Here is a 25,478-nt window from a genome sequence, read left to right as displayed (position 1 = left end):
ACGCCGGGTCAGGCATGTCCCCTGCCCGTCCCGGCGGCGGGAAGTCTAGCCTGTCCGCCGGACGCACGCATGATGACCGGCTGCACGCGATGTCGGCGTCCGCCAGGACAGGAACCGATGGCAGGCGACGAAGCCATTCCCTCCTTACGCAGCCGCAGCGTCCGGGGCTCAGGCCCGGCGTAGAATCGGACGCGTTTCCGAATACCCCTACGCCTCCCATGTCCCGCATCGAAACCCTCGCCGCCCGCGCCGGCAGCGCACCCGACCCGACCAGTGGTGCGCTGTCGCCGCCGATCCAGCTGGCCACCACCTTCGAGCACACGCCAGACGGGCAGCTGCCGCAGGGCTATCTGTACCAGCGCTACGACAACCCGACCCAGCACGAGACCGAGCAGGTGCTGGCGGCGCTGGACGGCGCCGCGCGGGCGCTGCTGTTCCCGACCGGCATGGCCGCCGGCGCGACCGCGCTGCAGGCGCTGCCGGCCGGCAGCCATGTGCTGCTGTGCGACGACAGCTATTTCTCGTTCCGGGCGCTGGCGATGCAGCAGTTCCCGCGCTGGGGGTTGAGCTGCACGCTGGTGGACTTCACCGACCTGGCCGCCGTGCGCGCCGCACTGCGCCCGGAGACGCGGCTGCTGTGGGCGGAAACGCCGTCCAACCCGCTGCTCAAGGTCTGCGACATCACCGCACTGGCCGCGATCGCGCACGACGCCGGCGCGCAGCTGCTGGTCGACGGCACCTTCGCGCCGCCGGTGCTGCAGCTGCCGCTGGCGCGCGGTGCCGACATCGTGCTGCATTCGGCCACCAAGTACCTGGGCGGCCACGGCGACGTGATGGGTGGCGTGCTCGCCTTCCGCGAAGACGGCGAACACGCGGCCGCCTGTCACCAGCTGCGGCTGCTGGCCGGCGCCACCGCCTCGCCGTTCGCGGCGTGGATGATCATGCGCGGCGTGCGTACGCTGCCGGCGCGGATGGCCTGGCACTGCCGCAACGCGCAGCTGGTGGCGACCTTCCTGGAATCGCAGGCACGGGTGGAGAAGGTGCACTTTCCCGGCCTGGAGAGCCACCCGCAGCACGCGATCGCCGCGGCGCAGATGCGTGGCTTCGGCGGCATGCTCTCGTTCGAGGTCGCCGGCGGTGCCGAGGCGGCGCTGGCCGTCGCCGGTCGCCTGCGCCTGTTCACCAATGCGACCTCGCTGGGCTCGACCGAATCGCTGGTCGAGCATCGCGCTTCGATCGAAGGCCCGGCCTCGACCACGCCCAAGGGCCTGCTACGCCTGTCGGTCGGGCTGGAGCACGTACAGGACCTGATCGACGACCTGGAACAGGCGCTGGCCGAGGGTTGAGCCTGCATCCGGATCCGCCCCGGCGCGGATCCGGACCGGCGCCGCGGCGGTCTCACGACACCACGGCGCAGGCAGGACCAACGCGGGCGGCGCCACGCCGCTGCGCTCGCATCCGCGCTGCATCGGCACCCGCGAACGCGGTCACGCATCCATCCCGGCATCGAGGCCGGCACGCGCCGCCTGGGCTATAGTCCGCGCGCCGTGTCGCCCGACGACACCACGAAGAGAAAGCACCGCATGGACAAGCGCCACTCCTCCACCGCGCGTCGCCTCGCGCGCGTGTTCGCCATCGCCCTGGTCACCGTGGCCATCGCTGGTTGTACCTCGTTCTTCAGCGGCGGCGGCAGCCGCTCGGGCGTGTCGAGCAGCGTGGTCGACTACCTGTATCCGCCCGGCACGAAGTTCGAAGCCGCGCAGGAAGGCGTGCCCGAGGTCCGCCTGCCGGCGCGCGTCGGGCTGATGTTCGTGCCGTCGTCGCGCACGCCCGCGGGCCTGACCACCGCCGACCGCCTGCAACTGCTGGAGAAGGTGCGCGACACGTTCAAGGCGCAGCCGTTCATCGAGCGGATCGAGATCGTGCCCGACAGCTACCTGCGCCCGCGCGGCGGCTTCGAGAACCTGGAACAGGTCGCGCGCCTGCAGGGCTTCGACATCGTCGCCCTGGTCTCCTACGACCAGGTCGCCAACACCGGCGACACCGCGGCCTCGTTCCTGTATTGGACCATCATCGGCGCCTACACCGTGCCGGCCACGCGCAACCAGGTCAGCACCTTCGTCGAGACCACCGTGTTCGACGTCGGTTCGCGCACGCTGCTGCTGCGCGCACCGGGCCAGGACCAGCGCGATGCCGACTCCACCGCGATCCGCGCCAACGAAGCGCGCGACGCGCTCAGCCGCGCCAGCTTCCAGGCGGCGATGGCGGACATGACCACCAATCTGGATGGCGCGATCACCAGCTTCAGCGAACGCGTGCGCACCGAGGGCCAGGTCAAGCTGGTCGACCGCCAGTCGGGCGGCAGCTGGAAGGGCCGCGGCGGCGGCGGGAGCATGCAGGCATGGGAACTGGGCGCACTGCTGGCAGCGCTGGGCCTATTGCTGCTGGCACGCAGGCGGGGCTGATCCTCGCCGCGGTCGCGATCAGCGCGGCCGGCCTGCACTGGCCGGCCGTGGCCGACGCGCTGCTGCTGGAGCGTGACGGCGTGCTCGACGGCCAGCTGTGGCGGCTGTGGAGCGGACATCTGCTGCATCTGGATGCCCTGCATGCGGCGATCAACATCACCGCACTGGCAGTCCTGATGCACATCGCCGCACGCATGCGGCAGCTGGGGCCGCTGCTGGTCTCCAGCCTGTGGATGATGCCGTTGCTGTCGGCCAGCCTGTTGCTGCTCTCGCCTGGCCTGCAGTGGTACGCCGGTCTTTCCGGTCTGCTGCACGCCTGCGCCGCGTGGCTGCTGCTGCGGCATGGCGGCGTCGCGATGTGGACCGGCCTGGCGCTGCTGGCAGCCAAGCTGGCCTGGGAACAACTGTCCCCTGCAGCGGCGGAAACGTCTGCATTCCCGGTGATCCACCTCGCGCATCTGATCGGCGCCGGGGTGGGCCTCGCGCTGGCATGGCCCCAGCGGCTGCGCAGCTTGGGCGTACGACGCAGCTGATGCAGACCGCAGGCGTGCATGACGACACCCGCAGGAGGCCGCTTGTGCTCGCATCCCCTGTTCGGGAAGGCCGACCGCCATGCGTGGTGACGCATTGATCGCGACGCAGAGACCGCGGTCGGGGCTGTGGCCCCTCCTACAGGAAACCGCCCTGCGCGGTGACGCACTGGTCGAGACGGAAAGACCGTTCTCGGGGGCTGTGGCCCCTCCTACAGAAAGCCGCCATGCGCGGTGATGCATCGGTCGCGACGCAAAGACCACGGTCGGGGCTGTGGCCCCTCCTACGAGAATGGAGGCGCCACCTGCAGGAGGCTGCTCGTGCTCACATCCCCTCTTCGGGAAGGCCGATTACCACGCGCGGTGGCGCGGCGCCGCCCTCAGTCCAGGAACAGGTCCGGCAGCAATGGCTGCGAGGGATCGACCGCGTAACCGGAGACGTCGGTGACGCCGGCCTCGGCAAGCACCTCGTCGTCGATCAGGAAACGGCCGGAAAAGCCCTGCGCCGGGCGCACCAGCACCGCATGCGCGGCATCGGCCATGATCGCCGGGCTGCGCCCGTTGGCGGCGCTGACACCCGGGATCATGTTCAGCGCATCGGTGCCGATCAGGGTCCGCGGCCACAGCGCGTTGACCGCCACGCCCTGCGGGCCGAACTCGGCCGCCAGGCCCAGGGTGACGAAGCTCATGCCCATCTTGGCCAGGGTGTAGCCGGTGTGCGGCCCCCACCATTTCGGATCCAGCGAAGGCGGCGGCGCCAGGGTCAGGATGTGCGGATTGGCAGCCTGCAGCAGGTGCGGCAGGCAGACCTGGGCGCACAGGAAGCTGCCACGTGCGTTGACCTGCTGCATCAGGTCGAAGCGCTTCATCGGCGTGTCCAGGGTGCCGCGCAGCCAGATCGCGCTGGCGTTGTTGACCAGGATGTCGATCCCGCCGAACGCATCCACCGTGGCCGCGACGGCGGCGCGCACCTGGTCCTCCTCGCGGATGTCGCACTTCAGTGCCAAGCCGCGTCCACCGGCGTCGTTCACCGCCGCCGCCGCGCTGTGGATGGTGCCGGGCAGTTTCGGATTGGGCACCGAGGACTTGGCGGCGATGGCCACGTTGGCGCCGTCGCGCGCGGCACGCTGCGCGATGGCCAGGCCGATGCCGCGCGAGGCGCCGGTGATGAACAGGGTCTTGCCAGCAAGCGACGTCATGATGGGCTCCGGGAGGTCGGGCCGTCGCCGGCCGCGTGATGACGGTGCGCCTGCGCCCGCAGGCCGCGCGCGTAGCGGCGCAGCAGCAGCGGCACGATGCAGCGGTGCAGGGGCGCGACCGGCAGCATGTAGAGGCGGCCGAACAGCGTGGGCCGCTCGACCACGGTGGCGCAATGCAGCGATGTGCCGGCGGCGGTCGTCCGCAGCTGCAGCGCCAGGGCCACCTCCAGATGGCGGTCGCTGTCGCCGAGCACCAGCTGGTCGGCATCGTTGCGCAGCACGGTGAAGATGCCGATCCGCTCGCCGGGTCGTCCCGTCTGCGGCGTATCGACATCCGCGATCCGGCCCAGGTGCTTCATTCCGGCCAGACGCATGCCCAGGTTGCGCAGCGCCATCAGCGCCTCCAGCCAGCGTGGCGCCAGCCGCGCCATGTCCAGGTAGACCTGCAGCGCCGACGCCGGCCGCGATGGCAGCGCGATCGCCGCGCAGTGCACGAAGCTGGCACCGGCCAGACGCTGCTGCAACGCGTTGTCCGGCGGCATCACCGCCACGGGCGTGCTCCATGCGCGTCCGCGTGATGTCCGTGCGCACGGACGTTCACGGCCGCGGCCCCCGGCCCTCGTTGTCCTCCCAGCGCAGCAGGCGCCGGGTGACCATCCGGTAGACCGGCTTGCCGGTCGCGAACCACAGGTTCCGGACCCAGGAGCGGCGCGCCAGCACACGCTTCTCCACCGGGGTCAGCGCAGCCGGGCAGTAGCGGCGCTTGTGCTTGAGCAGGTGGCGCAGATCCTCGCGCGCGAGCAGCCGCATCCAGCGCGCGCGTGGATCGCCACGTATGGCGAGCTGGAAGTCGATCAGCGCCGGGCGACCATCGTCGCGGACCAGCCAGTTGGCTTCCTTGGCCAGGTCGTTGTGGGCCACACCCTGCCGGTGCAGGTGCTGCAGCAGCCGGCGCGCGGCCCGGAAGTAGGCCAGGTCGCCATGCGGCGGCCGCTGGTACATCGCCGCGCCGGCGATGAAGCTGCGGTCCAGCTGGATACCATTCCACCCCAGCAGCCGGGGCGTGTCCGCCCGCCCGTCGAGCTGCCGCAGCGCGCGCGCCTCGCGGCCGGCGAGCCAGGCCGCCAGCCGGCTCGACCACCACGGCGCGCCGGACAGGTCGCGCCGGATGAAGGCGTCGCCAGCCCCGCGCACGAGCACGATGCGCCCGAACGTGTCGCACTTCATCACGTCGGTCGCGGCGATGCTGCTCTCCATCGCGCCATTCTAGGCCGGTCGCGCGCGCCGGGCACCGGGCATGAACGACACAGCGGCCCGGACCATGGTTTAAGCCAGTCGCAAGGATCGGCCACCTATAATCCCGCGATGGAAGCCTCCTGGATGGACCGCATGCTGGCCTGGATCGGGGAACACCCGCATCTGGCCGGCCTGGTGATTTTTGCGATCGCGTTTTCCGACGCGGTGATCATTCTCGGTGCCATCGTGCCCGCGTTGCCGCTGCTGTTCGCGGTCGGCATGCTGATCGGCATGGGCGAGATCTCCGGCCCGTACGCGGTGGCCTGCGCCTCGCTGGGCGCGTTCGCCGGCGATGCCCTGAGCTACTGGGTCGGCCACCGCTGGGGCAACCGCCTGCGCGGGGTCTGGCCGTTCAGCCGCTACCCGCAGCTGCTGGACCGCGGCGAGCTGCTGTTCCGGCGCAATGCCTTCAAGAGCATCCTCGTCGCCCGCTACGTCGGTGCGATCCGGCCGTTCGTGCCGGCCATCGCCGGCATGGCCAAGATGCCGTTCCGCCGCTACGCGATGCCCAGCGCGCTGGCCTGCGTGTCCTGGGGCGTGCTGTTCCTGCTGCCCGGCTGGGTGCTGGGCGAGGCCTACGACGCGGTCGCGGGCGTGGCCGGGCATCTGGTCACCGTGGTCGGCCTGTTCATCGCCGCGCTGGCGCTGGTCTGGGCGCTGGTGCTCTACACCTACCGCTGGTTCGCCGACCACGCCGACGCGCTGCTGAGCCGGGCGATCGACTGGTCCGGTCGGCACCCGGTGCTGGGCCGCTACTCGCTCGCGGTGTTCGACCCGGCCCGGCGCGAATCGGTGCCGCTGGCGCTGCTGGCGGTGCTGCTGCTTGCCATCGGCTGGGGCTGGTTCGCGCTGACCATCGCGGTGATCGGCCATGGCGAGCCACTGACGCTCGACCTGGCCGTGCACGACCTGATGCTGGCCCTGCGCAATCCGCTGGCCGACTACCCGATGGCCGCGCTGGCTTCGCTGGGCGACTGGCCGGTGCTGGTGCCGGCCTGTGCGCTGGTGCTGGGCTACTTCATCTGGCGCCAGCGCTGGATGGCCGCCGCGCACTGGCTGGCCGCGCTGGCGTTCGGCCTGGCCCTGACCACCCTGCTCGGCGCCACCGTCGACGTGGTCCGCCCGCCCGGCGCGGGCAGCGGCTTCGGCTTCCCCTCGATCGCGGTGACGATGTCGACCGTGGTGTTCGGCTTCTTCGCGGTACTGATCGCACGCGAGCTGCCGGGCCGGACCCGCGTCTGGCCCTACCTGCTGTCGGGCGCGGTGGTGACGGTGATCGGCTTCGCCCGCCTCTACCTGGGCGCGCACTGGCTCAGCGACGTGGTCGGCGGCATGCTGTTCGGCATCGCCTGGCTGCTGGTGCTGGGCATCGCCTACCGGCGCCGCTACAACCGCTCGTTCTGGATCACGCCGCTGGCCTGGATCTTCTACGGCAGCTTCCTGGCCGCGGCACTGTGGTACGCGCCGCGCAACGTCGAGGTCAAGCTGGCCAAGTTCGAGCCGCCGGCGCCACCGGCGGTCGCCGCGGACCTGGCCGCCTGGTGGCAGCGCGACTGGGCGCTGCAGCCCGCGCGCCGCAACGAGTTCGACGACGAGCTGCGCTGGCCGCTGGACGTACAGGTGGCCGGCCCGCTGGCGCCGCTGCAGTCCCGGCTCGAGGCCGGTGGCTGGGTTGTGCAGCCGCAGGCGCGCTGGGAAGACGCACTCAACCTGTTCGATACCGACGCCGACCCGGGCAGCGTGCCGGTGCTGCCGGCCACGCTGGATGCGCGCACCGAGGCGCTGCTGATGGTCCGCGATGGCGAACAGGACGGCGTGCGCTACGCCTTGCGCCTGTGGACCAGCCCGACCCGCCTGCAGCCCGGCGATGCGCCACTGTGGGTCGGCACCGTGCAGACCCTGCACTACACGCACAGCTTCGGCCTGATCGGCAGCTGGCGCCCGCAGCGCGGCGCCGACCCCGCCCTCGAACAGCTGCTGAAGTCGGTCGGCGACCTGACCCATCTGGTCGCCCCGCACCCGGCATCGCAGCTGCCGACGCTGCGCCTGCGCACCGACGTGGCGCCGCTGCAGGCGCCGGCCGCGGACTGATCACACCGGCAGCCTGGCACCAGGCTGCCGGTGGCTGGCAGGGCTTCGTCGGCTGGCCGCATTGCCGCCCGCTGCGCCGGGATGCCCCCACACCGCGTGGTGCGCATGCGCGGGACCCGGAGGAAGGCGGCTTCACGGGCAGCCCGGTCGCAGCGCACGGCTACCGGGGACGCATCCCGGTGCACTGTGCGATCACGACGATGTGGCGCGTGGCGCCTCCCGCCCGTCGCTCGCAACGGCGCATCCGCCTCACACCGCCCCTGCGAACCGGAACGGCGCAGTCGCCGGCCCGCGCACCCGGGACCGCTCCATCCGGGCGTACGGAGCAACATCGTGCAAGGATGCGCGCCGCCTCGGCGGCAGTCGCCATGCGGGCGCAAGACGCTGCCGGCATGGCGTGCGGGTGGGCGATCCGATCCGCACCTCGGCGCGGACAGGTTCTACTCGTCCATCCAGCGCAGCAGGTGATCCAGGCGCCGGTGCGGGTCCTGCTCCTGAAGCAGCACCAGCCGCTGCGGGTCGGTGATCGGCAGCAGTTCGGCCAGGCGCCAGCCGACCCAGTCCGCATCCTCTAGCTGGCGCAGGTTGACCGCCGCGTACTGGCCGCCGACCTTTTCCAGCAGTTCGGCCAGCAGGGTCGCCATCACCGCATGCTCGGGGCGCAGCGGCGTGGCAGCGGGCTCGTCGTACCAGTGCACGTCGCCGACCAGCAGGCCGCTGTCGCGCACCCGCGTGCGGACGATCCGGAACCGGCGCGCACCGCGCACCTGCAGGGTCAGCAGGCCGTTGCGGTCGGTGCCGAAGTCCTCCATCCGCGCCTCCACGCCATGCGTGGCCGGCGTTGCCGGTTCACCGGTCTCCTCGCCCTTCAGGATCAGGCAGACACCGAACCCGCTGCCGTTGCGGCCGCACTCGGCGACCAGGTCCAGGTAGCGCCGCTCGAACACGCGCAGGCCGAGCGGCGCACCCGGCAGCAGCACCGTGTGCAGTGGAAACAGCGGCAGGAACTCGTTCGGTGTCGACACGGTGTCGCCATGCAGGAGGAACGCGCAGGGTACTCCGTCCAGCCCGGCAACGCGTCAATACGGCCGCATGCAGCGATACCTGCCGGAGGGGTTCAGGCCGGCGCGCCGATCAGCGCGGCGAAGCGGCGCGGCGCACCATCGAAGCCGCCATTGGACATGAACACCACATGGTCGCCCGGCCGCACCTGCGCCTGCAGGGCGTCCAGCAGCGCGTCGGTGTCGGGCGCGGTCTGCGCCTGGCCGCGTACGGCGGCGACCACCGCGCCGGCATCCCAGGCCAGCTGCGGCCGGTGCAGGAACAGCACCACGTCGGCGCCGTCCAGCGATGGCGCCAGCGCATCCGCGTGGGCGCCCAGCCGCATCGAATTGCTGCGCGGCTCCATCGCCACGACGATCCGCGCTGCGCCGACCTTCGCACGCAGACCTTCCAGCGTGGTCCGGATCGCGGTCGGGTGGTGGGCGAAGTCGTCGTAGACGGTGATGCCGTTGGCGTCGCCGACCACTTCCATCCGCCGCTTCACGCTGCGGAATCCGGCCAGCGCCGGCATCACCGTCTCCGGTGCGACGCCGACCGCGTGCACGGCGGCCAGCGCCGCCAGCGCGTTCATCACGTTGTGCCGGCCCAGCAGCGGCCAGTGCACCTCACCCAGTGCGCGGCCCTGGTGCAGCACGACGAAGGCGCTGCCGTCGTCGGCCAGCAGGCGGGCGGCCCAGTCGAAGCTGGCGCCATCGGCGGCGATGCCGAAGGTTTCCACCGGCGTCCAGCAGCCCATCGCCAGCACCTGCGCCAGATGCGCGTCCTCGCCGTTGACCAGCAGCCGGCCACGGCGCGGCACGGTACGCACCAGGTGATGGAACTGGCGCTGGATCGCGGCCACGTCCGGGAAGATGTCGGCGTGGTCGTACTCGAGATTGTTGAGGATCGCCACCGTCGGCCGGTAGTGGACGAACTTGCTGCGCTTGTCGAAGAACGCGGTGTCGTACTCGTCGGCCTCGACCACGAACTCGCGGCCTGCGCCCAGCCGCGCCGATACGCCGAAGTCCTCGGCCACGCCGCCGATCAGGAAGCCCGGCTCGCGTCCGGCCGCGTCCAGCAGGAAGGCGAGGATCGTCGTCGTCGTGGTCTTGCCGTGGGTACCGGCGACGGCGATGGTCTCGCGTCCGGGCAGCACGTGCTCGGCCAGCCACTGCGCGCCGGAGGTGTAGCGGCGGCCGTCGTCGAGCACCTGCTCCACCGCCGGATTGCCGCGCGACAGCGCGTTGCCGACGATGACCTCGTCGCAGTCCGCGCCGATGTGGCCGGGCTGGTAGCCCTGCCGCAGGGAGATGCCCAGCCGCTCGAGCTGGGTGGACATCGGCGGATACACCGCCTGGTCGCTGCCTTCGACCGCATGGCCGAGCTCGCGCGCCAGCGCCGCCACGCCGCCCATGAAGGTGCCGGCGATACCGAGAATGTGGAGTCTGCTCATCGGCGCAATTGTCGCCGATCGGCTGCACCCGCGGAACGCTACGGGATGCGGATGATGCGAAACGTCGGGATATCCCCGACTGCGGTCGGCGCGCGCCGACGCCACACTACACGCGTCGGTCGCAGTGCCTTCCCGGTCCTACTCCCCAAGTGGCCGATCCCCGGAAGCGCTCATGCTGCGGGGCCCTGAGCAAGCCCAACCGCCGACACCACGGAAACCCCGGTCCGCGCAACGCGGGCCGGGGTTTCTCTTTGCAGCCGACGCTGCCTGGCCGCTCAGCCCTTCAGCGCGGCGGCGATGCGGGCGGAGACCTCGTCCAGGCTGCCCACGCCATCGATACGGGCCAGGGTGCCGCGCTTCTCGTAGAAGCCGATCACCGGGGCGGTCGAATCGTTGTAGACCTGCAGGCGCTTGCGCACCGATTCGGGATTGTCGTCAGCGCGACCTTCGGCCTGGGCGCGGCCGGCGATGCGCTCGACCAGCAGTTCGGTGGCGACATCCAGCTGCACCACCGCGTCCAGCGGCTGGCCGATGCGGCCCAGCAGCCCATCCAGCGCGTCGGCCTGGGCCAGGTTGCGCGGGTAGCCGTCGAGGATGAAGCCGTTGGCCGCGTCCTCGCGACCCAGGCGCGACTCGAGCATGCCCAGCAGGATCGCATCGGACACCAGGTCGCCGCGGTCCATCACTTCCTTGGCCTGCTTGCCCAGCTCGGTGCCGGCGGCCACTTCGGCGCGCAGCAGATCGCCGGTGGAAATGTGCGGGACAGCCAGCTGTTCTTTCAGGCGCGCGGCCTGCGTTCCCTTGCCCGAACCGGGTGGGCCCAGTAGTACCAGTCGCATCGATCGCTCCCAGACGGAAATATCAGAAGGCGGCGCCGGGCTAGACTGAACGCCAGGCCACGCTGCGCCGCACCAACGCGGTGCAGCTTACCGCATCCCGTGACACTGTCCCAGAATTGTCCCGCTGCCGGAAGGAGGACCACGCATGGCCCAAGGCACCCTGCTCTACGCCCAGTCGGGCGGCGTCACCGCCGTCATCAACGCCACCGCCGCCGGCGTCATCGCCGAGGCCCGCGCCAGCAGGATCAAGGTGCTGGCGGCGCGCAACGGCATCCTCGGCGCGCTGCGCGAGGACCTGATCGACACCTCGAAGGAATCGGCGGCAAGCATCGCCGCGCTGGCGCACACGCCGGGCGGCGCGTTCGGTTCGTGCCGCTACAAGCTCAAGTCGGTGGATGCCGACAGGGCGAAGTACGAACGCCTGCTACAGGTGCTGCAGGCACACGACGTGCGCTGGTTCCTCTACAACGGCGGCAACGATTCGGCCGATACCGCGTGGAAGGTCTCGCAGCTGGCCGCGGAATTCGACTACCCGCTGACCTGCATCGGCGTGCCCAAGACCATCGACAACGACCTGGCCGTGACCGACTGCTGCCCGGGCTTCGGCTCGGCCGCCAAGTACACCGCGGTGTCGGTGCGCGAGGCCGCGCTGGACGTGGCGGCGATGGCCGACACCTCGACCCGCGTGTTCGTCTACGAGGCGATGGGGCGGCACGCCGGCTGGCTGGCCGCCGCCGCCGGTCTGGCCGGGCAGTCGCCCGACGATGCACCGCAGATCATCCTGTTCCCCGAGCGCGCCTACGACGAGGCAGCGTTCCTGGCCCAGGTCGACAAGGTCGTGAAGAAGGTCGGCTGGTGCGTGGTCGTGGCCAGCGAGGGCATCCGCGATGCCGATGGCCGCTTCGTCGCCGATGCCGGGGGCGGCACCGATGCATTCGGCCATACCCAGCTGGGCGGCGTGGCCTCGCACCTGGCCGGCCGGGTCAAGGATGCGCTGGGCTACAAGGTGCACTGGACCGTGCCCGACTACCTGCAGCGCTCGGCCCGCCATGTCGCCTCGAAGACCGACTGGGAGCAGGCGCAGGCGGTGGGCCGTGCGGCGGTCAGGTTCGCCCTGGCCGGCCGCAACGCGACGATGCCGGTGATCGTGCGCGCCAGCGATGCGCCGTACCGCTGGAAGATCGATGCGGCGCCGCTGCACAAGGTCGCCAACCACGAGAAGACCATGCCGGCCGGTTTCATCCGCAAGGACGGCTTCGGCATCACCGCCCGCGCCCGCACCTATCTCGAACCGTTGATCCGGGGCGAGGCGCCGCTGCCGTGGGGCCGCGACGGCCTGCCGAAGTACGTGACGCTGAAGAACGTGGCGGTGAAGAAGACCCTGCCCGGCTGGGACGGCTGAGCATCCACGGCGCCGGACAGCCGGCGCCTGCACGCCGCGGCATCACGGACATCGGCCGCGGCGTGCTGCCGGCCGCACCAGGCCGCGGTTTCGCGCAGTGCAGGCGCGCGCTCCATGGCGATGGACCGGCTGCCTGCCGCCGCAATGCGCGTACGCCACCGGCGCGGCCTCACCTCACCGTCCGAATCACGCTGCACGGAGCCTCCCCTGAAACGCACCGCCACCCTGCTGATCGGCCTGCTGCTCGCCGCGTCCGCGTCCGCGCGCGACTACGTGCCGCGGACCGGCGACATCGTCTTCCACACCTCGACCTCCAGCCAGAGCGTGGCGGTGCAGGCCGCGACCCGTTCGCCCTACAGCCACATGGGCATCGTCATGCTGCGCGACGGCAGGCCCTACGTGCTGGAAGCCGTGCAACCGGTCGGGTACACGCCGCTGCAGGCCTGGCTCGACCGCGGCAGGCAGGGGCGCTACGTGGTCAAGCGACCGCGTGCTCCCTTGTCCGCGGAAGCGGCCGCCGGCCTCCAGCAGCAGGCCGCGCGGTATCTGGGCAAACCCTACGACCTCACCTTCGAATGGTCGGACGAGCGCATCTACTGCTCGGAACTGGTGTGGAAGCTCTATCGCTCGGCGGCGGGCATCGAGCTGGCGCCATTGGCCACGCTCGGCAGTTTCGATCTGGATGCGGCACCGGTGCGGGTGAAGCTGCGCGAGCGCTATGGCAACCAGGTTCCGCTGCACGAGCCGGTCATCTCGCCGGCGGCGATCTTCGCATCACCGCTGCTGGAAACGGTGGACCAGCGCTGAGCCGGCGTCGGGCCGCTGGCGGCCTGTATCGACAACGCCACACGCTCGCGAACTGGACGACAGCGCCCGGGTGGCGCTGGAGTCGCCCACACCCCTCAGGTCGATGGCCGCATCGTGCCGGACCACGGTCCAGCCGCATCCGTGTCAGCGGCAGCCTTCGCCTTCGACCGACAGCACCGCGGTGAACTGGGGCAACGCCGCGGCCTGAGCACCTTGGCGCTTCGCGTCTTCCAGATACACGCGCGACTGGCCCTGTCCATCCCGTGCAGGGGCGGCCGCACCGGGCTTGCGCCAGACCCGCGTGACCGCCTGCTGCGACGGGCAGCTGGCAGAGGGGACGCGGATCACGTCGTTGAGGATCCAGCCCGCTGCCTGCGTGGGGGCGGCCTGGCCGGCCTCGACGAAACGCGCGCGCGGCTGGCATGACGGCGACGTGCGTACCGTCGTCATCCGGTACGGCTGCGCGGAGTCGCCGGTGAACACGCCTTCGATGCGGGTGCAGGCCTCGGGGATCTGGCGCACCGTGTGCAACGTGCCGCTGGCCTGTGCGGCGCCGGTCTCCCGCTGCCGTTCCGGCGCCGGCTCATCGGCCTTCAGCGGCGAAGCCACCGCCAGCGCGGCGATCAGCAGCACGACCAGGACCTCGATCCGGAAACGGGCGGGACTCAGCGAACGCGCGACCGCGACGGTGCGCGCGTGGCGGAAGCGGCGGCGATGGAGCAGCGATGCATCTCGACTCATGCGCGAAGCGTGGCAGCGCAGATGTGAACCGCGTGTAGCCGGATGCGCGCGGGCGGGCGCATACTCGGGGCGCTCCAGCGATTGTCGAACACGGTGACGCGCCACCGGCCGCATGCGGCCACTCAGGTCGGGTCGGTTCCAGTGTCAGCAGACTCGCAAGGCGTGGGACCGGATCCGGCTGGGTGCTGGACGGTTTTCCATCAACCTTGGGAGGGGTCATGCTGGAGCAATACGGTCTGCCGCTGGCGCTGCTGTGCGCCGTCTTCGCGATCCTCTACGGAATCGTCTCCACCCGCTGGATCCTGGCGCAGCCAGCCGGCAACCCGCGCATGCAGGAGATCGCCTCGGCGATCCAGGAAGGCGCACGCGCCTACCTCAACCGGCAGTACCTCACGATCTCGATCGCCGGCGTGGCGCTGTTCGTGCTGGTCGGCGTGTTCCTGAGCTGGTACACGGCAGTCGGCTTCGCGCTGGGCGCGGTGCTGTCCGGGCTGGCCGGCTACATCGGCATGAACGTGTCGGTGCGCGCGAACGTGCGCACCGCCGAAGCGGCGCGGCGTGGCCTGGGGCCGGCGATGGACGTTGCGTTCCGTGGCGGCGCGATCACCGGGATGCTGGTGGTCGGCCTGGGTCTGCTCGGCGTCGCCGGCTACCACTGGCTGCTGATCCGGCTGGGCCTGTCGATGGCCGACAACCTGCACGCGCTGGTCGGTCTGGCGTTCGGCAGTTCGCTGATCTCGATCTTCGCGCGGCTGGGCGGCGGCATCTTCACCAAGGGCGCCGACGTGGGCGCCGACCTGGTCGGCAAGGTCGAGGCCGGCATTCCCGAGGACGACCCGCGCAACCCGGCGGTGATCGCCGACAACGTCGGCGACAACGTCGGCGACTGCGCCGGCATGGCCGCCGACCTGTTCGAGACCTACGCGGTGACGGTGATCGCGACGATGCTGCTGGGCGGGCTGATGATGGCCGAGGTCGGCGCCAACGCGGTGCTGTATCCGCTCGTGCTGGGCGGTGCGTCGATCATCGCCTCGATCATCGGCGCGTTCTTCGTCCGGGTGAAGCCCGGCGGCTCGATCATGGGCGCGCTGTACAAGGGCGTGATCGTGTCGGCCGTGCTGGCGGCTGTCGCGTTCTATCCGATCACCGTGCAGCTGATGCCGGACAACGCGCATGGTGCATTGAACCTGTATTTCTGCGCGCTGATCGGCCTGCTGCTGACCGGCCTGATCGTGTGGATCACCGAGTACTACACCGGCACCGAGTACGCGCCGGTCAAGCACGTGGCCGCGGCCAGCACCACCGGGCATGGCACCAACATCATCGCCGGGCTCGGCGTGTCGATGAAGTCCACCGCGTGGCCGGTGATCGCGGTCTGCGCGGCGATCTGGGGCGCGCATGCGCTGGGCGGCCTGTACGGCATCGCGATCGCGGCGACGGCGATGCTGTCGATGGCCGGCATGATCGTCGCGCTCGACGCGTATGGTCCGATCACCGACAACGCCGGCGGCATCGCCGAGATGTCCGAGCTGCCGCCGGAAGTGCGCAACGTCACCGATCCGCTGGATGCGGTCGGCAACACCACCAAGGCGGTGACCAAGGGCTATGCGATCGGCTCGGCCGCGCTGGCGGCGCTGGTGCTGTTCGCCGACTACACGCACAACCTGCAGGCCAGCAATCCGGGCGAGGTGTTCGCGTTCGACCTGTCCGACCACACGGTGATCATCGGCCTGCTGATCGGTGGCCTGATCCCCTACCTGTTCGGTGCGATGGCGATGGAGGCGGTCGGCCGCGCCGCCGGTGCGGTGGTCGAAGAGGTGCGCCGGCAGTTCCGCGAGATCGCCGGGATCATGCAGGGCACCGGCAAGCCGCAGTACGACCGGGCCGTGGACATGCTGACCCGCTCGGCGATCCGGGAAATGATCGTGCCCTCGCTGCTGCCGGTGGTGGTGCCGGTGATCGTGGGCCTGCTGCTGGGCCCGAAGGCGCTGGGCGGCCTGCTGATCGGCACGATCGTCACCGGCCTGTTCGTCGCGATCTCGATGACCACCGGCGGCGGCGCTTGGGACAACGCCAAGAAATACATCGAGGACGGCCACCACGGCGGCAAGGGCAGCGAGGCGCACAAGGCCGCGGTCACCGGCGACACCGTCGGCGACCCCTACAAGGACACCGCCGGCCCGGCGATCAATCCGCTGATCAAGATCATCAACATCGTCGCGCTGCTGCTGGTGCCGCTGCTCTAAGGCGCAGTGTCGCGTTCCGCCTCTTCATCCCGTCCCGACCGGGATGAGGAGGCGCACCGGCCCGCGTGGGCGAGGTCGCGCGCGCATGGCATGGACATGCGGAGTAGACGCCTCGCATCGAACAGGCCCGGCCGGCTGCCGGCCCGCTTCATGCCCTGATCGAGGCGCAACACGGCTTCCTTGGAAGCGTGTCCCGCGCGCCACCTGCCCTTTCCTCCCGCAGTGAGAAGGCGAAACAGCCGGCGGACTGGCAGAGCCGGGATTCGCCGCGTCATCATCGACATGTCGCGGTCGCCGCTCCGTGCAGGGCGGCAACGCGGACGGCACATCCGCCGGCGCTGAACGTTCGATCCGGGTCTGGCGCAGGCGCTGTGCGGATCGCCGCAGCGGCGTCGCTGGACTCGGACCGGGAGGTCACGTCCGGCCGCCGCATCGGGAACGCCATATCTCCGCCCGTGCTCCGCGGCCGTCAGCGCCGCCGGATGAAGAACTCGACCGGCACCATCACCTCGATCCGCTCGCCTTCCAGTTCCGGCGGTGGCGGCGGCATCGGCGTCGCCCGCTGCACCGTGGCCAGCGTTTCCTCGTCCAGCAGCGGGTGTCCGCTGCTGCGGCCGATGCGGACCTCGTGCGCATTGCCCTGGCGGTCGACGCTGAAGCGCACGTAGGCGACGCCTTCGTCGCGGCGGCGCTCGGCCGAGCGTGGATAGCGCCGGTACTTTTCCAGATGGCCGAGCAACAGTCCCTGCCAGGTCGCGGCGGCTCGGCCGCTGGTGCCCGACGTGGTCTGCCGCGCGGCGTAGCGCGCAGCCGAGGCTGCCTGCACGTCCGGCGGCGCCAGGGTGCGGTCGACGTTGGCTTCGTCCGAGGGGTCGTCCTGCTGCTCGGTCTGCGGCGGGTGGTACGGATCGATCACCTCCGGCACCACGTCCGGCGGCAGTTCGATCTTCGGCTCGGGCCTGGGCGCCGGTTCCGGTTCGGACCGCGCCTGTTCCTGCTGCGGCGGGCCGGGCGGGATCTCGGTCGGCGGGGCCGGTGGCGCTTCCGGCGCCGGTGCCAGGTCGACCATCACCGCTTCCATCGGCTGCTCGTCCAACAGCAATGGTGCGCTGCGCGCATGCCACCACAGACCGCCGCCGACCAGGCCGGCGTGCAGCAGCAGGGCCAGGCCGAGGCTGCCACCCCAGCGCAGGCCATCACGCGCGGAACGGCTCATGGGTCGGCCTGCTCCAGACCGACCAGCGCGACCTTCAGGTAGCCGGCGCGGCGCAGCGCGTTCATCGCCTCCATCAGCTCGCCGTAGGGCACGCCCTTGTCGGCGCGCAGGAAGATCCGCTGTGCATGGTCGCCGCCGGTCGCCTGCTCCAGCGCTGTCGGCAGCGTGTCGGCGTCGACCGGACGGTCGTTGACGCTCAGCGACAGGTCCGCCCGCACGGTCAGGAACACCGGCTCGGCCTCGCGCGGCGTCGGCTGCGCGGCGCTGGCCGGCAGGTCGACCGGAATGTCGACCGTGGCCAGCGGCGCGGCGACCATGAAGATGATCAGCAGCACCAGCATCACGTCGATGAAGGGGGTGACGTTGATCTCGTGCTGCTCGTCCAGCGCGTCGTCGTCGCTGCGCGATGTCCTGATCCCCATGTCAGCCCCGGCCCACGCCTGCCGCGAATGCGCGGCCGCGATCCAGGTCGCGCGAGACCAGTTGCTGCACGCAGGCCGACACATCACCGCTGGCGCCGCGGATCGCCGCCAGCCGGCGACTGAAATGGTTGTAGATCACCACTGCCGGGATCGCGGCGACCAGACCCAGCGCGGTCGCCAGCAGCGCCTCGGCGATGCCGGGCGCGACCACCGCCAGATTCGTGGTGTTGGCCTCGGCGATGCCGATGAAACTGTTCATGATCCCCCACACCGTGCCGAACAGGCCGACGAAGGGTGCGGTCGCGCCGATCGTGGCGAGCACGCCGGTGCCACTGCGCAGCCGCCGTGCATGCGCCAGCTCGATGCGCTCCAGCCGCGACGCCAGCCGCTCCTTGATGCCATCGCTGCCCTGCGCATCGGCCGACAGCCTCAGTTCGGCGTGGGCCGCGTCCAGCATCTGCCGCGCCAGGCCGTCTGCGACCACCGGCAGGGCGACAACATCGTCCAGACCGGCGCCCGCTTCCAGGGAGGCATGCGCGGCGCGCAGTGCACGCGCCGTGCAGGCCAGTTCCCAGGCCTTGGCGATCAGCACCGTCCAGGTCGCCAGCGAGGCCAGCGCCAGGCCGACCATCACCGACTGCACCACCCAGTCGGCGGCCAGGTACATGCCCCAGGGCGTCAACGCGTGGGTGGCGGGCAGCAGGGAAACATCAGGAGACATCATCGGGATCCGGATCATCTGGGAAAGGGCACTCGCCGGCGGTGCGGCCGGCGGACGGGCAGGTCGGGACCGGCGCGGCCCGCAGCAGTCCCGCCGCGGCCAGGTCGCGCAGCACCCGGTGGATGGTCGATGGCGGCAGCGGCCTGCCCTGGATCTGGAGCGCGTGCTGCAACCGCTGCTGCAGCGGCGCCCCGCCACCGGTCGGCAACGCCGCGATGGCGCGCATCACCAGCAGGCGCGGCTGGGTGACACGCAGGCCGGCGCCGCGCAGATGCGTGGCGTAATCGGCATCGGAGCGCACCGGGGTCAGCATCGTGCGTGCCGCGTCGGCGCCGGGCCGCGCCGTGGTGACGGCCGGCTCAGCACGTAGGCCGCGCTGGCGATGAAGAACAGGGACACGCCGAGGCAGAGCAGCGGCGATGGCCGCGCGCCGACCAGGAACACCACGAAACCCAGGGCCATGCCCAGGCAGGCATACCGCTTGCCGCGCGCCGACACCGCGCCCTGTTCGCGCCACAGCCGCAGCGCCGGGCCGTAGCGCGGATGGCGCAGCAGCCAGGCCTCCAGGCGCGGCGACGAACGCGAGAAGCAGCCCAGCGCCAGGATCAGGAAGATCGTGGTCGGCATCACCGGCAGCAGCGCGCCGATGACGCCCAGCGCGACCATCAGCCACCCGAGGCAGAACCACATCCATCGCATCAGCGGCGCCATCCACCGAACGGCCGACCAGCGCTCAGCAGGGAAACGCCGCTGCGTGGCGCGCACGCGTGCGGGGACATCGGCCGCGCCATCGGTACCGGCCCGGGTGCGGCACGCAGGATGGCCACCGGCCTCATGCGAACTCCTCCTCGACGTAGCCACGCACCGTGCGGAACGCGGCGTTGGCCGCGTCCACCGCCGCGGCGTCCTGTTCCGGCGTCAGCGTCAGCCCGTCGAGCACGGCCGTGAAGCGGCGCCAGTGACGGGCGGCCCCGTCCGGATGCGCGGCCAGGTGCCGGGCACCGAAACCGGCATCCAGTCCGAGCGCCGCCGCCAGCCGATAGAGCACGGTCCCGCCGAGATTGGATCCCTCGGCGACGTACAGCCAGCCGAGCGCGGCCGGCAGCGTCATATCGGCCGCCAGCGTGGCCGGCGCCTCCGCCGGCAGGGGCTGGCCGAGGTCGCCCAGGTCGCTGGCGATCTGCGGCAGCCGTCGCCGCGCGGCCAGACCCGGCAGCAGCGCATCGAGTGCGGACCGTGCGTACAGCGCGTCGACGTCGCGATGGAAGCGGTACTGGACGCGGACGAACTTCGCGAAGCGCGCGCGGCTGGCGAAGATGTCCTCGGACATGATCCGCGTGTCCAGCGATTCATGGGTGGAGCGGGTGGCGGCCTTGAGGCGCTGGCTGCGGGAGGCTGCGGCGGGGATGGCGGTCATGGGAGCAGGTGTGGTCGGGGGAGGAGCACGCCCCGCCCGGCTGTCGCTGGACGGCCGGCGTACGGGTGTTCCCGGAGAGACGTCCAGCGATGGCCTGTCCCCCAGACCATCCAGCGCGATGACGTCCGCACGACGTCCCGACGCGGTGGGCGCCACGGCCACCGCTGGCATGCCGCAGCCAGTGCGCCCGGCCGGGCACCGGCGCCCACGCCGCTGCTGCGCGGCTCCCGGAACCCGGGGCATCGGCGGACACACGGGACGGAGGAAAAAGAGAGGAATAGCCGGGCGATCAAATGATAATGATTCGCAATCATGCCACGCTGCGCGGGCGCGGTGAAGCCGCGGCGGCGGCATCACGGCCCGTGCCGCGGCCGGTCCTGCGGCGGCCGTTTGTGCTCCGCAGCAGCCAACCACGTAAAATCCCGGGTCCCACCACCGCAGTGACATCGGAGCATCGCATGGGCCTGGACCAGGTCAATTCCGGCAAGAACCCGCCCGAGGAAATCAACGTCGTCATCGAGATCCCGAAGGACTCCGAGCCGGTCAAGTACGAGGTCGACAAGGAAAGCGGCGCGATCTTCGTCGACCGCATCCTGTCCACGCCGATGCGCTACCCCTGCAACTACGGCTACGTTCCCAACACCCTGTGCGGCGACGGCGATCCGGCCGACGTGCTGGTGGTGCTGCCGCTGCCGCTGGTGCCGGGCTCGGTGATCCGCTGCCGTCCGGTCGGCGTGCTGAAGATGTCCGACGAAGCCGGCAGCGACGAGAAGCTGCTCGCGGTGCCGGTGTCGAAGGTGTTCTCGGGCTACGCGCACGTCAACGACATCGACCAGGTGTCCTCGCACTGGCTGGAGCGCATCGGCCACTTCTTCGAGCACTACAAGGACCTGGAGAAGGGCAAGTGGGTCAAGCTCGACGGCTGGGGCAATGCCGCCGAAGCCAAGCAGATCCTGCTCGACGCGATCGCCCGCGCCAGCAAGGAAGGCTGATCCAATGGACCGGCGCGCGCGCAGCCCGCGCGCGCGCACGTTCCGGACGGAACTGGTCCACAGTTCTTCACATCCGTCGTACACAAGGCCTTCACAAGGCTAAATTCCTGCCCGTGGTGCCCGATACGGTCGATGGCTGCCCGTTCGTCCGGCGCCCTACCCGTCACATCGAGGAGTCCACGTGCGCATCCTGTTCGTCGGCGATACCGCCATCTTTCCCAACGATCTCGTCGACCTGGTCGCGGACATGGGCGATGCCTGGGAGGTGGAGCGCTGCAACGACGGCGCCGCCGCGATCGCCCACGCCGCGGTGATCACGCTGGACGTGGTCATCGTCGCGCCCGAGCTGGCCGACATGCCGGCCGCCACCCTGCTCGGCCAGATCCGCACCCTGCGCCCCGAAACCTCGCGCATCGCCACCATCGCCGACGGCCAGGCGCCGGCGGCGCGCATCATCGGCCTGGCCCATCGCTTCGTCGCCGCACCACTGGCACCGGAACTGCTGCTGGAGGCGGTCGGCAGCCTGGAGGAACTGCGCGAGCTGCTGGACAACCCCGAGCTGCGCACGCGCATCGGCCGCGTCGAGCAGCTGCCCTCGCCGCCGCAGCTGTACCTGAGCCTGATGCACGCGCTGGAAGCCGACGAGCACACCAGCGCCACCGACATCGCCCGCCTGGTCTCCGGCGACCCGGCGATCGCGGCCAAGGTGCTGCAGCTGTGCAACTCCGCCTACTTCTCCAACGGCCGCACCGTGACCGACCTGCGCAGCGCGGTGACCCGCCTGGGCATCTCCACGCTGCGCGACCTGGTCCTGGCCAGCGAGGTGTTCTCGCTGCCGGGCATGGCCAGCAGCGACCGCGCGGCCCTGCAGCAGCGCGCCCTGCTGGCCTCGCGCCTGGCCAAGAAGATGCTGCCCGACACCAGCGCCGAACTCGGCGCCACCGCCGCGCTGCTGGCCGACATCGGCCTGCTGCTGCCCGGCATCCGCGACGACCGCGAACCGGCGACCGACGACGACGCCCGCCCGGGCCACGCCGAAGCCGGCGCCTACCTGCTCGGCCTGTGGGGCCTGCCGATGCCGATCATCGAGGCGGTCGCCTTCCATCGCCAGCCGGCCCGGTCGAGCACGCGCAGCTTCTGGGTCACCGGTGCGGTCCACGTCGCCATGGCCCTGGCCAGCGGCGAGGAGCCGGACGAGGCCTACCTGGCGCGCAGCGGCGTGCTGGGCCGCCTGCCGGAATGGCGTGCGCTGGCCGAATCGCTGAACGCAGTGCCGGCCGAGGCCGGCTGACCGCTCAGGCCCCGGACTGGCGACGCAGGATCGTCAGTCCGATCAGCCGCGAGACGACCAGGGCGATGTACATCACCCCGGCGAACTGGGCGAGCATCACCAGCGCCCGCGCCTGCGGCCGGATCGGCACGACGTCGCTCAGGCCGACCCCGGACAGCAGGCTGAAGCTCAGCGACAACAGCTCCATCCAGCTGCGCTGCCCGGCCTGGCCCATGCCGGCGAAACTGCCCGGCTGCGCGGTCTGGCAGACCGAGAACGCGAACGCGAAGGCCCAGGCCAGCAGAGTGAAGGTGGCGCCGGCCGCGAACAGCTCGTCGCTGGTGACCTCATGGTCGGCCAGCATGTACGCGATCAGCGCGCCGGCTGCATAGAAGTACAGCAGGCTTTCCAGCGCCTGCGCCGCCGCGGCCAGCCACGCCGGCCCGGACAGCGCCGCGGCCACCGACAGCAGCACCGATGGCAGCGCCAGGCACCAGGCGATCCAGCTCAGCGCCGGGCTGCGCTTGACCACCCACACGGCCAGCATCAGCACCACGATGCCGAACGCGCCGAACAGCGCGCGCCCGGCGGCGGCCTCGTCCATCACCGGATACAGCAGTACGCCGAGCAGCTGCACCGCCAGCAGCAGCGCCGAGGGATTCCTGCGTGCGCGGACCAGCCAGCGCAGGCGTTCGATACGCGTCCGGTTCATCGCTGGCCGTAGCTCCTGGGCTGGCCGGGCCCGGGTCAGGGCGCGCCGGCGCGGGCGGGATAGCGGGCCATGATATCGGCGACCACGCCGTCGATCCTGGCCAGCCGCTCCTCCGCCGGCATCCGTCCGACCCGACCGACCGCCACGCCCTCCCAGACCAGCTGGTTGCGGGCCCGGTCGACGATGTCGACGTTGAGCGTGCCCTCGGTGTAGCGGTGCACGCTGGTCCGGTCGCGCCAGTACGGCGAGGCGACATAGGCCCGCGCGCGGTAACTGTAGTAGTAGGCGTAGTCGACTTCCGGCATCACGTGCACGTCGGTGCGCTCCTGCAGGTAGCCGTTGAGGTTGACCAGCAGGTCCGGATCGCGCTCCTGGTAGCGGTAGCCGCGCGCCTCGAGCTGGGCACGCGCCGCCGCCTTGACCCGCTCGCTGGTGGGCGTGGCGTAGCCGCGCGCCTCCAGCGCCAGCGGGGAGTAGAACGCGAAGGTCCGGTAGCGGCTGAAGTCGGCCTGCGGATCGGCCTCGGCGGTGATCCGCGGGCCGGTGGCGCAGGCAGCCAGCAGGGACAGGACGGCGACCATGACCAGGCCGCGCAGGAAGAGGGATGCAGTCATGGCGGAACTCCCGATGTGGAAACCCGGCCCGACGCTAGCACGGTGGTTGCCGGGGCGGCGTGCAGCCACCCCGGCACCACCTTGCCGGTTCATTCCGGCCGGTACACCTGCGCGCCTTCGGCCAGGAACTGCGCGGATTTCTCGGCCATGCCGGCCTCCAGCGCAGCTGCTTCGTCGACCCCATGCTCGGCGGCGAAGTCGCGCACATCCTGGGTGATCTTCATCGAGCAGAAATGCGGGCCGCACATCGAGCAGAAGTGGGCCAGCTTGTGCGCGTCCTTGGGCAGGGTCTCGTCGTGGAACTCCTTGGCCTTCTCCGGATCCAGGCCGAGGTGGAACTGGTCCTCCCAGCGGAACTCGAACCGCGCCTTGCTCAACGCGTTGTCGCGCACCTGCGCACCGGGATGGCCCTTGGCCAGGTCGGCGGCATGCGCGGCGATCTTGTAGGTCATGATGCCGTCGCGCACATCCTGGCGATTGGGCAGGCCCAGGTGCTCCTTGGGGGTCACGTAGCAGAGCATCGCGGTGCCGAACCAGCCGATCATCGCGGCACCAATGGCGCTGGTGATGTGGTCGTAACCGGGCGCGATGTCGGTGGTCAGCGGGCCGAGCGTGTAGAACGGCGCCTCGCCGCACTCGCGCAGCTGCTTGTCCATGTTCTCCTTGATCAGCTGCATCGGCACATGGCCGGGGCCTTCGATCATGGTCTGCACATCGTGCTTCCACGCGATCTTCGTCAGCTCGCCCAGCGTCTCCAGCTCGCCGAACTGCGCGGCGTCATTGGCGTCGGCGATGCTGCCCGGGCGCAGGCCGTCGCCCAGCGAAAAGGCCACGTCGTAGGCCTTCATGATCTCGCAGATCTCCTCGAAATGCGTGTACAGGAAGCTCTCGCGGTGGTGCGCCAGGCACCACTTGGCCATGATCGAGCCGCCGCGCGAGACGATGCCGGTGACCCGCTTGGCGGTCAGCGGCACGTAGCGCAGCAGCACGCCGGCGTGGATGGTGAAGTAGTCCACGCCCTGTTCGGCCTGCTCGATCAGGGTGTCGCGGAAGATCTCCCAGGTCAGTTCCTCGGCGCGGCCGTCGACCTTTTCCAGCGCCTGGTAGATCGGCACCGTGCCGATCGGCACCGGCGAGTTGCGCACGATCCACTCGCGGGTCTCGTGGATGTGCTTGCCGGTGGACAGGTCCATCACCGTGTCGCCACCCCAGCGGATCGCCCAGACCAGCTTCTCCACTTCTTCGGCGATGCCCGACGACACCGCCGAGTTGCCGATGTTGGCGTTGATCTTGGTCAGGAAGTTGCGACCGATGATCATCGGCTCGCTTTCGGGGTGGTTGATGTTGTTGGGCAGGATCGCGCGGCCGCGGGCGATCTCCTCGCGCACGAACTCGGGGGTGATGATGTTCTGGATCGAGGCGCCGAAGGATTCACCGGGATGCTGCATCAGCAGGCCGGCATCGCGGACCGCGTCCAGCCGCTGGTTCTCACGGATCGCCACGTACTCCATCTCCGGCGTGACGATGCCGCGGCGCGCGTAGTGCATCTGGGTGACGTTGGCGCCCGCCTTCGCCCGGCGCGGCAGGATCCGGCCCGGGAAGCGCACGGAGGCGAGCTTCGGATCGTGCTCGCGGGCGCGGCCGAACTCCGAACTCAGCCCCGCCAGCACCTCGGTATCGCCGCGTTCGGCGATCCACTGCGCGCGCAGTGCCGCCAGGCCGGCGGACAGATCGATGCGCGCATCGGGATCGGTGTACGGGCCGGAGGTGTCGTAGACGGTGATCGGCGGGTTGTCCTCGCCACCGAAGATGGTCGGCGTGCGGGTCTGCGCGATCTCGCGCATCGGCACCCGCAGGTCCGGACGCGAGCCGGCGACATGGATCTTGCGCGAACCGGGAATCGGCCGCGTCACCGACTCGGAAAGCTGCTCGGTCTGCTGGATCAGGGTACTGGGCACTGCATTCATCGACTTCGTCCTGGGCTGGCCCTGGCGGGCGGGACGA

25 protein-coding genes are annotated in these 25,478 nt (G+C 70.7%); 9 read left to right on the top strand and 16 right to left on the bottom strand.

Annotation, left to right across the window (positions count from 1 at the left end; all coding sequences use genetic code 11):
* The first annotated feature begins 218 nt into the window (after nucleotides 1-218).
* The 3 genes from IB242_RS16705 (at nucleotide 219) to rrtA (ending at nucleotide 2,998) form a co-directional block, all read left to right on the top strand.
* Complete coding sequence (locus IB242_RS16705; protein ID WP_192282104.1) at nucleotides 219-1,346, top strand: aminotransferase class I/II-fold pyridoxal phosphate-dependent enzyme; 1,128 nt, start codon at nucleotides 219-221, stop codon at nucleotides 1,344-1,346.
* A 237-nt stretch (nucleotides 1,347-1,583) separates the two neighbouring features.
* Nucleotides 1,584-2,465, top strand: coding sequence for a rhombotarget lipoprotein (gene rhlP, locus IB242_RS16700; RefSeq protein WP_192282101.1), 882 nt, complete (start codon nucleotides 1,584-1,586; stop codon nucleotides 2,463-2,465).
* Nucleotides 2,402-2,998, top strand: coding sequence for a rhombosortase (gene rrtA, locus IB242_RS16695; protein WP_225540740.1), 597 nt, complete (start codon nucleotides 2,402-2,404; stop codon nucleotides 2,996-2,998). The genes rhlP and rrtA overlap by 64 nt, the downstream gene beginning before the upstream one ends.
* Before the next feature lie 377 nt (nucleotides 2,999-3,375).
* Here the strand turns inward: rrtA and IB242_RS16690 are convergent, their stop codons facing one another.
* The 3 genes from IB242_RS16690 to IB242_RS16680 are packed head-to-tail and all read right to left on the bottom strand — an operon-like array spanning nucleotide 3,376 to nucleotide 5,451.
* The gene (locus IB242_RS16690; RefSeq protein WP_192282096.1) at nucleotides 3,376-4,194 is read right to left on the bottom strand and encodes an NAD(P)-dependent oxidoreductase; all 819 of its coding nucleotides are present in this window, start codon (nucleotides 4,192-4,194) and stop codon (nucleotides 3,376-3,378) included.
* A complete protein-coding gene (locus tag IB242_RS16685) occupies nucleotides 4,191-4,736 on the bottom strand; it encodes a DUF2867 domain-containing protein (protein WP_192282250.1) in 546 nt (181 codons plus the stop codon). Before IB242_RS16685 ends, IB242_RS16690 begins: the two co-directional genes overlap by 4 nt.
* Before the next feature lie 55 nt (nucleotides 4,737-4,791).
* Nucleotides 4,792-5,451, bottom strand: coding sequence for a serine/threonine protein kinase (locus IB242_RS16680; protein WP_192282093.1), 660 nt, complete (start codon nucleotides 5,449-5,451; stop codon nucleotides 4,792-4,794).
* Nucleotides 5,452-5,559: 108 nt separating this feature from the next.
* Between IB242_RS16680 and IB242_RS16675 the strand changes: the two genes are divergently transcribed.
* Nucleotides 5,560-7,581, top strand: coding sequence for a bifunctional DedA family/phosphatase PAP2 family protein (locus IB242_RS16675; protein ID WP_192282090.1), 2,022 nt, complete (start codon nucleotides 5,560-5,562; stop codon nucleotides 7,579-7,581).
* A 440-nt stretch (nucleotides 7,582-8,021) separates the two neighbouring features.
* Here IB242_RS16675 and IB242_RS16670 read toward each other — a convergent pair whose 3' ends face one another.
* From IB242_RS16670 to IB242_RS16660, 3 genes are all read right to left on the bottom strand, one after another.
* Nucleotides 8,022-8,621: an LON peptidase substrate-binding domain-containing protein gene (locus IB242_RS16670; RefSeq protein WP_192282248.1), complete on the bottom strand. Its 600-nt coding sequence runs from the start codon at nucleotides 8,619-8,621 to the stop codon at nucleotides 8,022-8,024.
* Nucleotides 8,622-8,698: 77 nt separating this feature from the next.
* A complete protein-coding gene (gene mpl, locus IB242_RS16665; RefSeq protein WP_192282087.1) occupies nucleotides 8,699-10,075 on the bottom strand; it encodes a UDP-N-acetylmuramate:L-alanyl-gamma-D-glutamyl-meso-diaminopimelate ligase in 1,377 nt (458 codons plus the stop codon).
* 275 nt (nucleotides 10,076-10,350) lie between these two features.
* Nucleotides 10,351-10,914, bottom strand: a complete 564-nt coding sequence (locus IB242_RS16660; RefSeq protein WP_192282084.1) for an adenylate kinase — start codon at nucleotides 10,912-10,914, stop codon at nucleotides 10,351-10,353.
* Between the two features lie 145 nt (nucleotides 10,915-11,059).
* Here IB242_RS16660 and IB242_RS16655 point away from each other — a divergent pair, with 145 nt between their 5' ends.
* Both IB242_RS16655 and IB242_RS16650 read left to right on the top strand, forming a co-directional pair.
* Complete coding sequence (locus tag IB242_RS16655; protein ID WP_192282081.1) at nucleotides 11,060-12,316, top strand: 6-phosphofructokinase; 1,257 nt, start codon at nucleotides 11,060-11,062, stop codon at nucleotides 12,314-12,316.
* Nucleotides 12,317-12,460: 144 nt separating this feature from the next.
* Nucleotides 12,461-13,123 carry a YiiX family permuted papain-like enzyme gene (locus IB242_RS16650; protein WP_192282078.1) on the top strand — a complete coding sequence of 221 codons (663 nt, stop codon included), beginning with the start codon at nucleotides 12,461-12,463 and terminating at the stop codon, nucleotides 13,121-13,123.
* 144 nt (nucleotides 13,124-13,267) lie between these two features.
* On the opposite strand, the gene IB242_RS16645 is transcribed toward IB242_RS16650, so the two are convergent.
* Complete coding sequence (locus tag IB242_RS16645) at nucleotides 13,268-13,750, bottom strand: hypothetical protein (protein ID WP_192282239.1); 483 nt, start codon at nucleotides 13,748-13,750, stop codon at nucleotides 13,268-13,270.
* A gap of 332 nt (nucleotides 13,751-14,082) precedes the next feature.
* On the opposite strand from IB242_RS16645, the gene IB242_RS16640 reads away from it, so the two are divergent.
* Nucleotides 14,083-16,110 carry a sodium-translocating pyrophosphatase gene (locus tag IB242_RS16640; protein WP_192282075.1) on the top strand — a complete coding sequence of 676 codons (2,028 nt, stop codon included), beginning with the start codon at nucleotides 14,083-14,085 and terminating at the stop codon, nucleotides 16,108-16,110.
* A gap of 469 nt (nucleotides 16,111-16,579) precedes the next feature.
* On the opposite strand, the gene IB242_RS16635 is transcribed toward IB242_RS16640, so the two are convergent.
* The 6 genes from IB242_RS16635 to IB242_RS16610 form a co-directional block, all read right to left on the bottom strand.
* The gene (locus IB242_RS16635; RefSeq protein WP_192282071.1) at nucleotides 16,580-17,326 is read right to left on the bottom strand and encodes an energy transducer TonB; all 747 of its coding nucleotides are present in this window, start codon (nucleotides 17,324-17,326) and stop codon (nucleotides 16,580-16,582) included.
* Nucleotides 17,323-17,748 (bottom strand): TonB system transport protein ExbD, encoded by a 426-nt coding sequence (gene exbD / locus IB242_RS16630; RefSeq protein ID WP_192282069.1) that lies wholly within the window; start codon nucleotides 17,746-17,748, stop codon nucleotides 17,323-17,325. The genes IB242_RS16635 and exbD overlap by 4 nt, the downstream gene beginning before the upstream one ends.
* Nucleotide 17,749: 1 nt before the next feature.
* Nucleotides 17,750-18,472 (bottom strand): tonB-system energizer ExbB, encoded by a 723-nt coding sequence (gene exbB, locus IB242_RS16625; protein ID WP_192282066.1) that lies wholly within the window; start codon nucleotides 18,470-18,472, stop codon nucleotides 17,750-17,752.
* Nucleotides 18,459-18,782, bottom strand: a complete 324-nt coding sequence (locus IB242_RS16620) for a hypothetical protein (protein ID WP_192282063.1) — start codon at nucleotides 18,780-18,782, stop codon at nucleotides 18,459-18,461. The genes exbB and IB242_RS16620 overlap by 14 nt, the downstream gene beginning before the upstream one ends.
* A complete protein-coding gene (locus IB242_RS16615; protein WP_192282060.1) occupies nucleotides 18,776-19,168 on the bottom strand; it encodes a YbaN family protein in 393 nt (130 codons plus the stop codon). Before IB242_RS16615 ends, IB242_RS16620 begins: the two co-directional genes overlap by 7 nt.
* 133 nt (nucleotides 19,169-19,301) lie before the next feature.
* On the bottom strand, nucleotides 19,302-19,886 hold the full coding sequence (locus IB242_RS16610) for a biliverdin-producing heme oxygenase (RefSeq protein ID WP_192282057.1): 585 nt from the start codon (nucleotides 19,884-19,886) through the stop codon (nucleotides 19,302-19,304).
* Between the two features lie 458 nt (nucleotides 19,887-20,344).
* On the opposite strand from IB242_RS16610, the gene ppa reads away from it, so the two are divergent.
* A complete protein-coding gene (ppa, locus tag IB242_RS16605; RefSeq protein WP_192282054.1) occupies nucleotides 20,345-20,878 on the top strand; it encodes an inorganic diphosphatase in 534 nt (177 codons plus the stop codon).
* A gap of 181 nt (nucleotides 20,879-21,059) precedes the next feature.
* Nucleotides 21,060-22,169 (top strand): HDOD domain-containing protein, encoded by a 1,110-nt coding sequence (locus IB242_RS16600; RefSeq protein WP_192282051.1) that lies wholly within the window; start codon nucleotides 21,060-21,062, stop codon nucleotides 22,167-22,169.
* Nucleotides 22,170-22,173: 4 nt separating this feature from the next.
* Here the strand turns inward: IB242_RS16600 and IB242_RS16595 are convergent, their stop codons facing one another.
* The 3 genes from IB242_RS16595 to thiC form a co-directional block, all read right to left on the bottom strand.
* Nucleotides 22,174-22,860 (bottom strand): ion channel, encoded by a 687-nt coding sequence (locus IB242_RS16595; protein ID WP_192282048.1) that lies wholly within the window; start codon nucleotides 22,858-22,860, stop codon nucleotides 22,174-22,176.
* 35 nt (nucleotides 22,861-22,895) lie between these two features.
* Nucleotides 22,896-23,474 (bottom strand): DUF4136 domain-containing protein, encoded by a 579-nt coding sequence (locus IB242_RS16590; protein WP_192282045.1) that lies wholly within the window; start codon nucleotides 23,472-23,474, stop codon nucleotides 22,896-22,898.
* An 89-nt stretch (nucleotides 23,475-23,563) separates the two neighbouring features.
* Nucleotides 23,564-25,441, bottom strand: coding sequence for a phosphomethylpyrimidine synthase ThiC (gene thiC, locus IB242_RS16585; RefSeq protein ID WP_192282042.1), 1,878 nt, complete (start codon nucleotides 25,439-25,441; stop codon nucleotides 23,564-23,566).
* Between the last annotated feature and the right edge of the window lie 37 nt (nucleotides 25,442-25,478).

This window comes from Xanthomonas sp. XNM01, assembly GCF_014851915.1.
Classification (GTDB): Bacteria; Pseudomonadota; Gammaproteobacteria; order Xanthomonadales; family Xanthomonadaceae; genus Pseudoxanthomonas.
Note: the sequence above shows the minus strand (reverse complement) of the source record. Positions and strands in the feature narration are given on the sequence as shown.

Bases quoted from the DNA above. Each gene is read 5' to 3' on its own strand.
- exbB (WP_192282066.1), bottom strand. From the start codon at position 18,472: ATGATGTCTCCTGATGTTTCCCTGCTGCCCGCCACCCACGCGTTGACG.
- IB242_RS16640 (WP_192282075.1), top strand. From the start codon at position 14,083: ATGCTGGAGCAATACGGTCTGCCGCTGGCGCTGCTGTGCGCCGTCTTC.
- thiC (WP_192282042.1), bottom strand. From the start codon at position 25,441: ATGAATGCAGTGCCCAGTACCCTGATCCAGCAGACCGAGCAGCTTTCC.
- IB242_RS16685 (WP_192282250.1), bottom strand. From the start codon at position 4,736: ATGCCGCCGGACAACGCGTTGCAGCAGCGTCTGGCCGGTGCCAGCTTC.
- IB242_RS16655 (WP_192282081.1), top strand. From the start codon at position 11,060: ATGGCCCAAGGCACCCTGCTCTACGCCCAGTCGGGCGGCGTCACCGCC.
- IB242_RS16705 (WP_192282104.1), top strand. From the start codon at position 219: ATGTCCCGCATCGAAACCCTCGCCGCCCGCGCCGGCAGCGCACCCGAC.
- IB242_RS16590 (WP_192282045.1), bottom strand. From the start codon at position 23,474: ATGACTGCATCCCTCTTCCTGCGCGGCCTGGTCATGGTCGCCGTCCTG.
- IB242_RS16615 (WP_192282060.1), bottom strand. From the start codon at position 19,168: ATGCGATGGATGTGGTTCTGCCTCGGGTGGCTGATGGTCGCGCTGGGC.
- rhlP (WP_192282101.1), top strand. From the start codon at position 1,584: ATGGACAAGCGCCACTCCTCCACCGCGCGTCGCCTCGCGCGCGTGTTC.
- rrtA (WP_225540740.1), top strand. From the start codon at position 2,402: ATGGGAACTGGGCGCACTGCTGGCAGCGCTGGGCCTATTGCTGCTGGC.
- IB242_RS16650 (WP_192282078.1), top strand. From the start codon at position 12,461: ATGCGCGTACGCCACCGGCGCGGCCTCACCTCACCGTCCGAATCACGC.
- IB242_RS16635 (WP_192282071.1), bottom strand. From the start codon at position 17,326: ATGAGCCGTTCCGCGCGTGATGGCCTGCGCTGGGGTGGCAGCCTCGGC.
- IB242_RS16595 (WP_192282048.1), bottom strand. From the start codon at position 22,860: ATGAACCGGACGCGTATCGAACGCCTGCGCTGGCTGGTCCGCGCACGC.
- IB242_RS16660 (WP_192282084.1), bottom strand. From the start codon at position 10,914: ATGCGACTGGTACTACTGGGCCCACCCGGTTCGGGCAAGGGAACGCAG.
- exbD (WP_192282069.1), bottom strand. From the start codon at position 17,748: ATGGGGATCAGGACATCGCGCAGCGACGACGACGCGCTGGACGAGCAG.
- IB242_RS16680 (WP_192282093.1), bottom strand. From the start codon at position 5,451: ATGGAGAGCAGCATCGCCGCGACCGACGTGATGAAGTGCGACACGTTC.
- IB242_RS16610 (WP_192282057.1), bottom strand. From the start codon at position 19,886: ATGACCGCCATCCCCGCCGCAGCCTCCCGCAGCCAGCGCCTCAAGGCC.
- mpl (WP_192282087.1), bottom strand. From the start codon at position 10,075: ATGAGCAGACTCCACATTCTCGGTATCGCCGGCACCTTCATGGGCGGC.
- IB242_RS16620 (WP_192282063.1), bottom strand. From the start codon at position 18,782: ATGCTGACCCCGGTGCGCTCCGATGCCGATTACGCCACGCATCTGCGC.
- ppa (WP_192282054.1), top strand. From the start codon at position 20,345: ATGGGCCTGGACCAGGTCAATTCCGGCAAGAACCCGCCCGAGGAAATC.
- IB242_RS16690 (WP_192282096.1), bottom strand. From the start codon at position 4,194: ATGACGTCGCTTGCTGGCAAGACCCTGTTCATCACCGGCGCCTCGCGC.
- IB242_RS16675 (WP_192282090.1), top strand. From the start codon at position 5,560: ATGGAAGCCTCCTGGATGGACCGCATGCTGGCCTGGATCGGGGAACAC.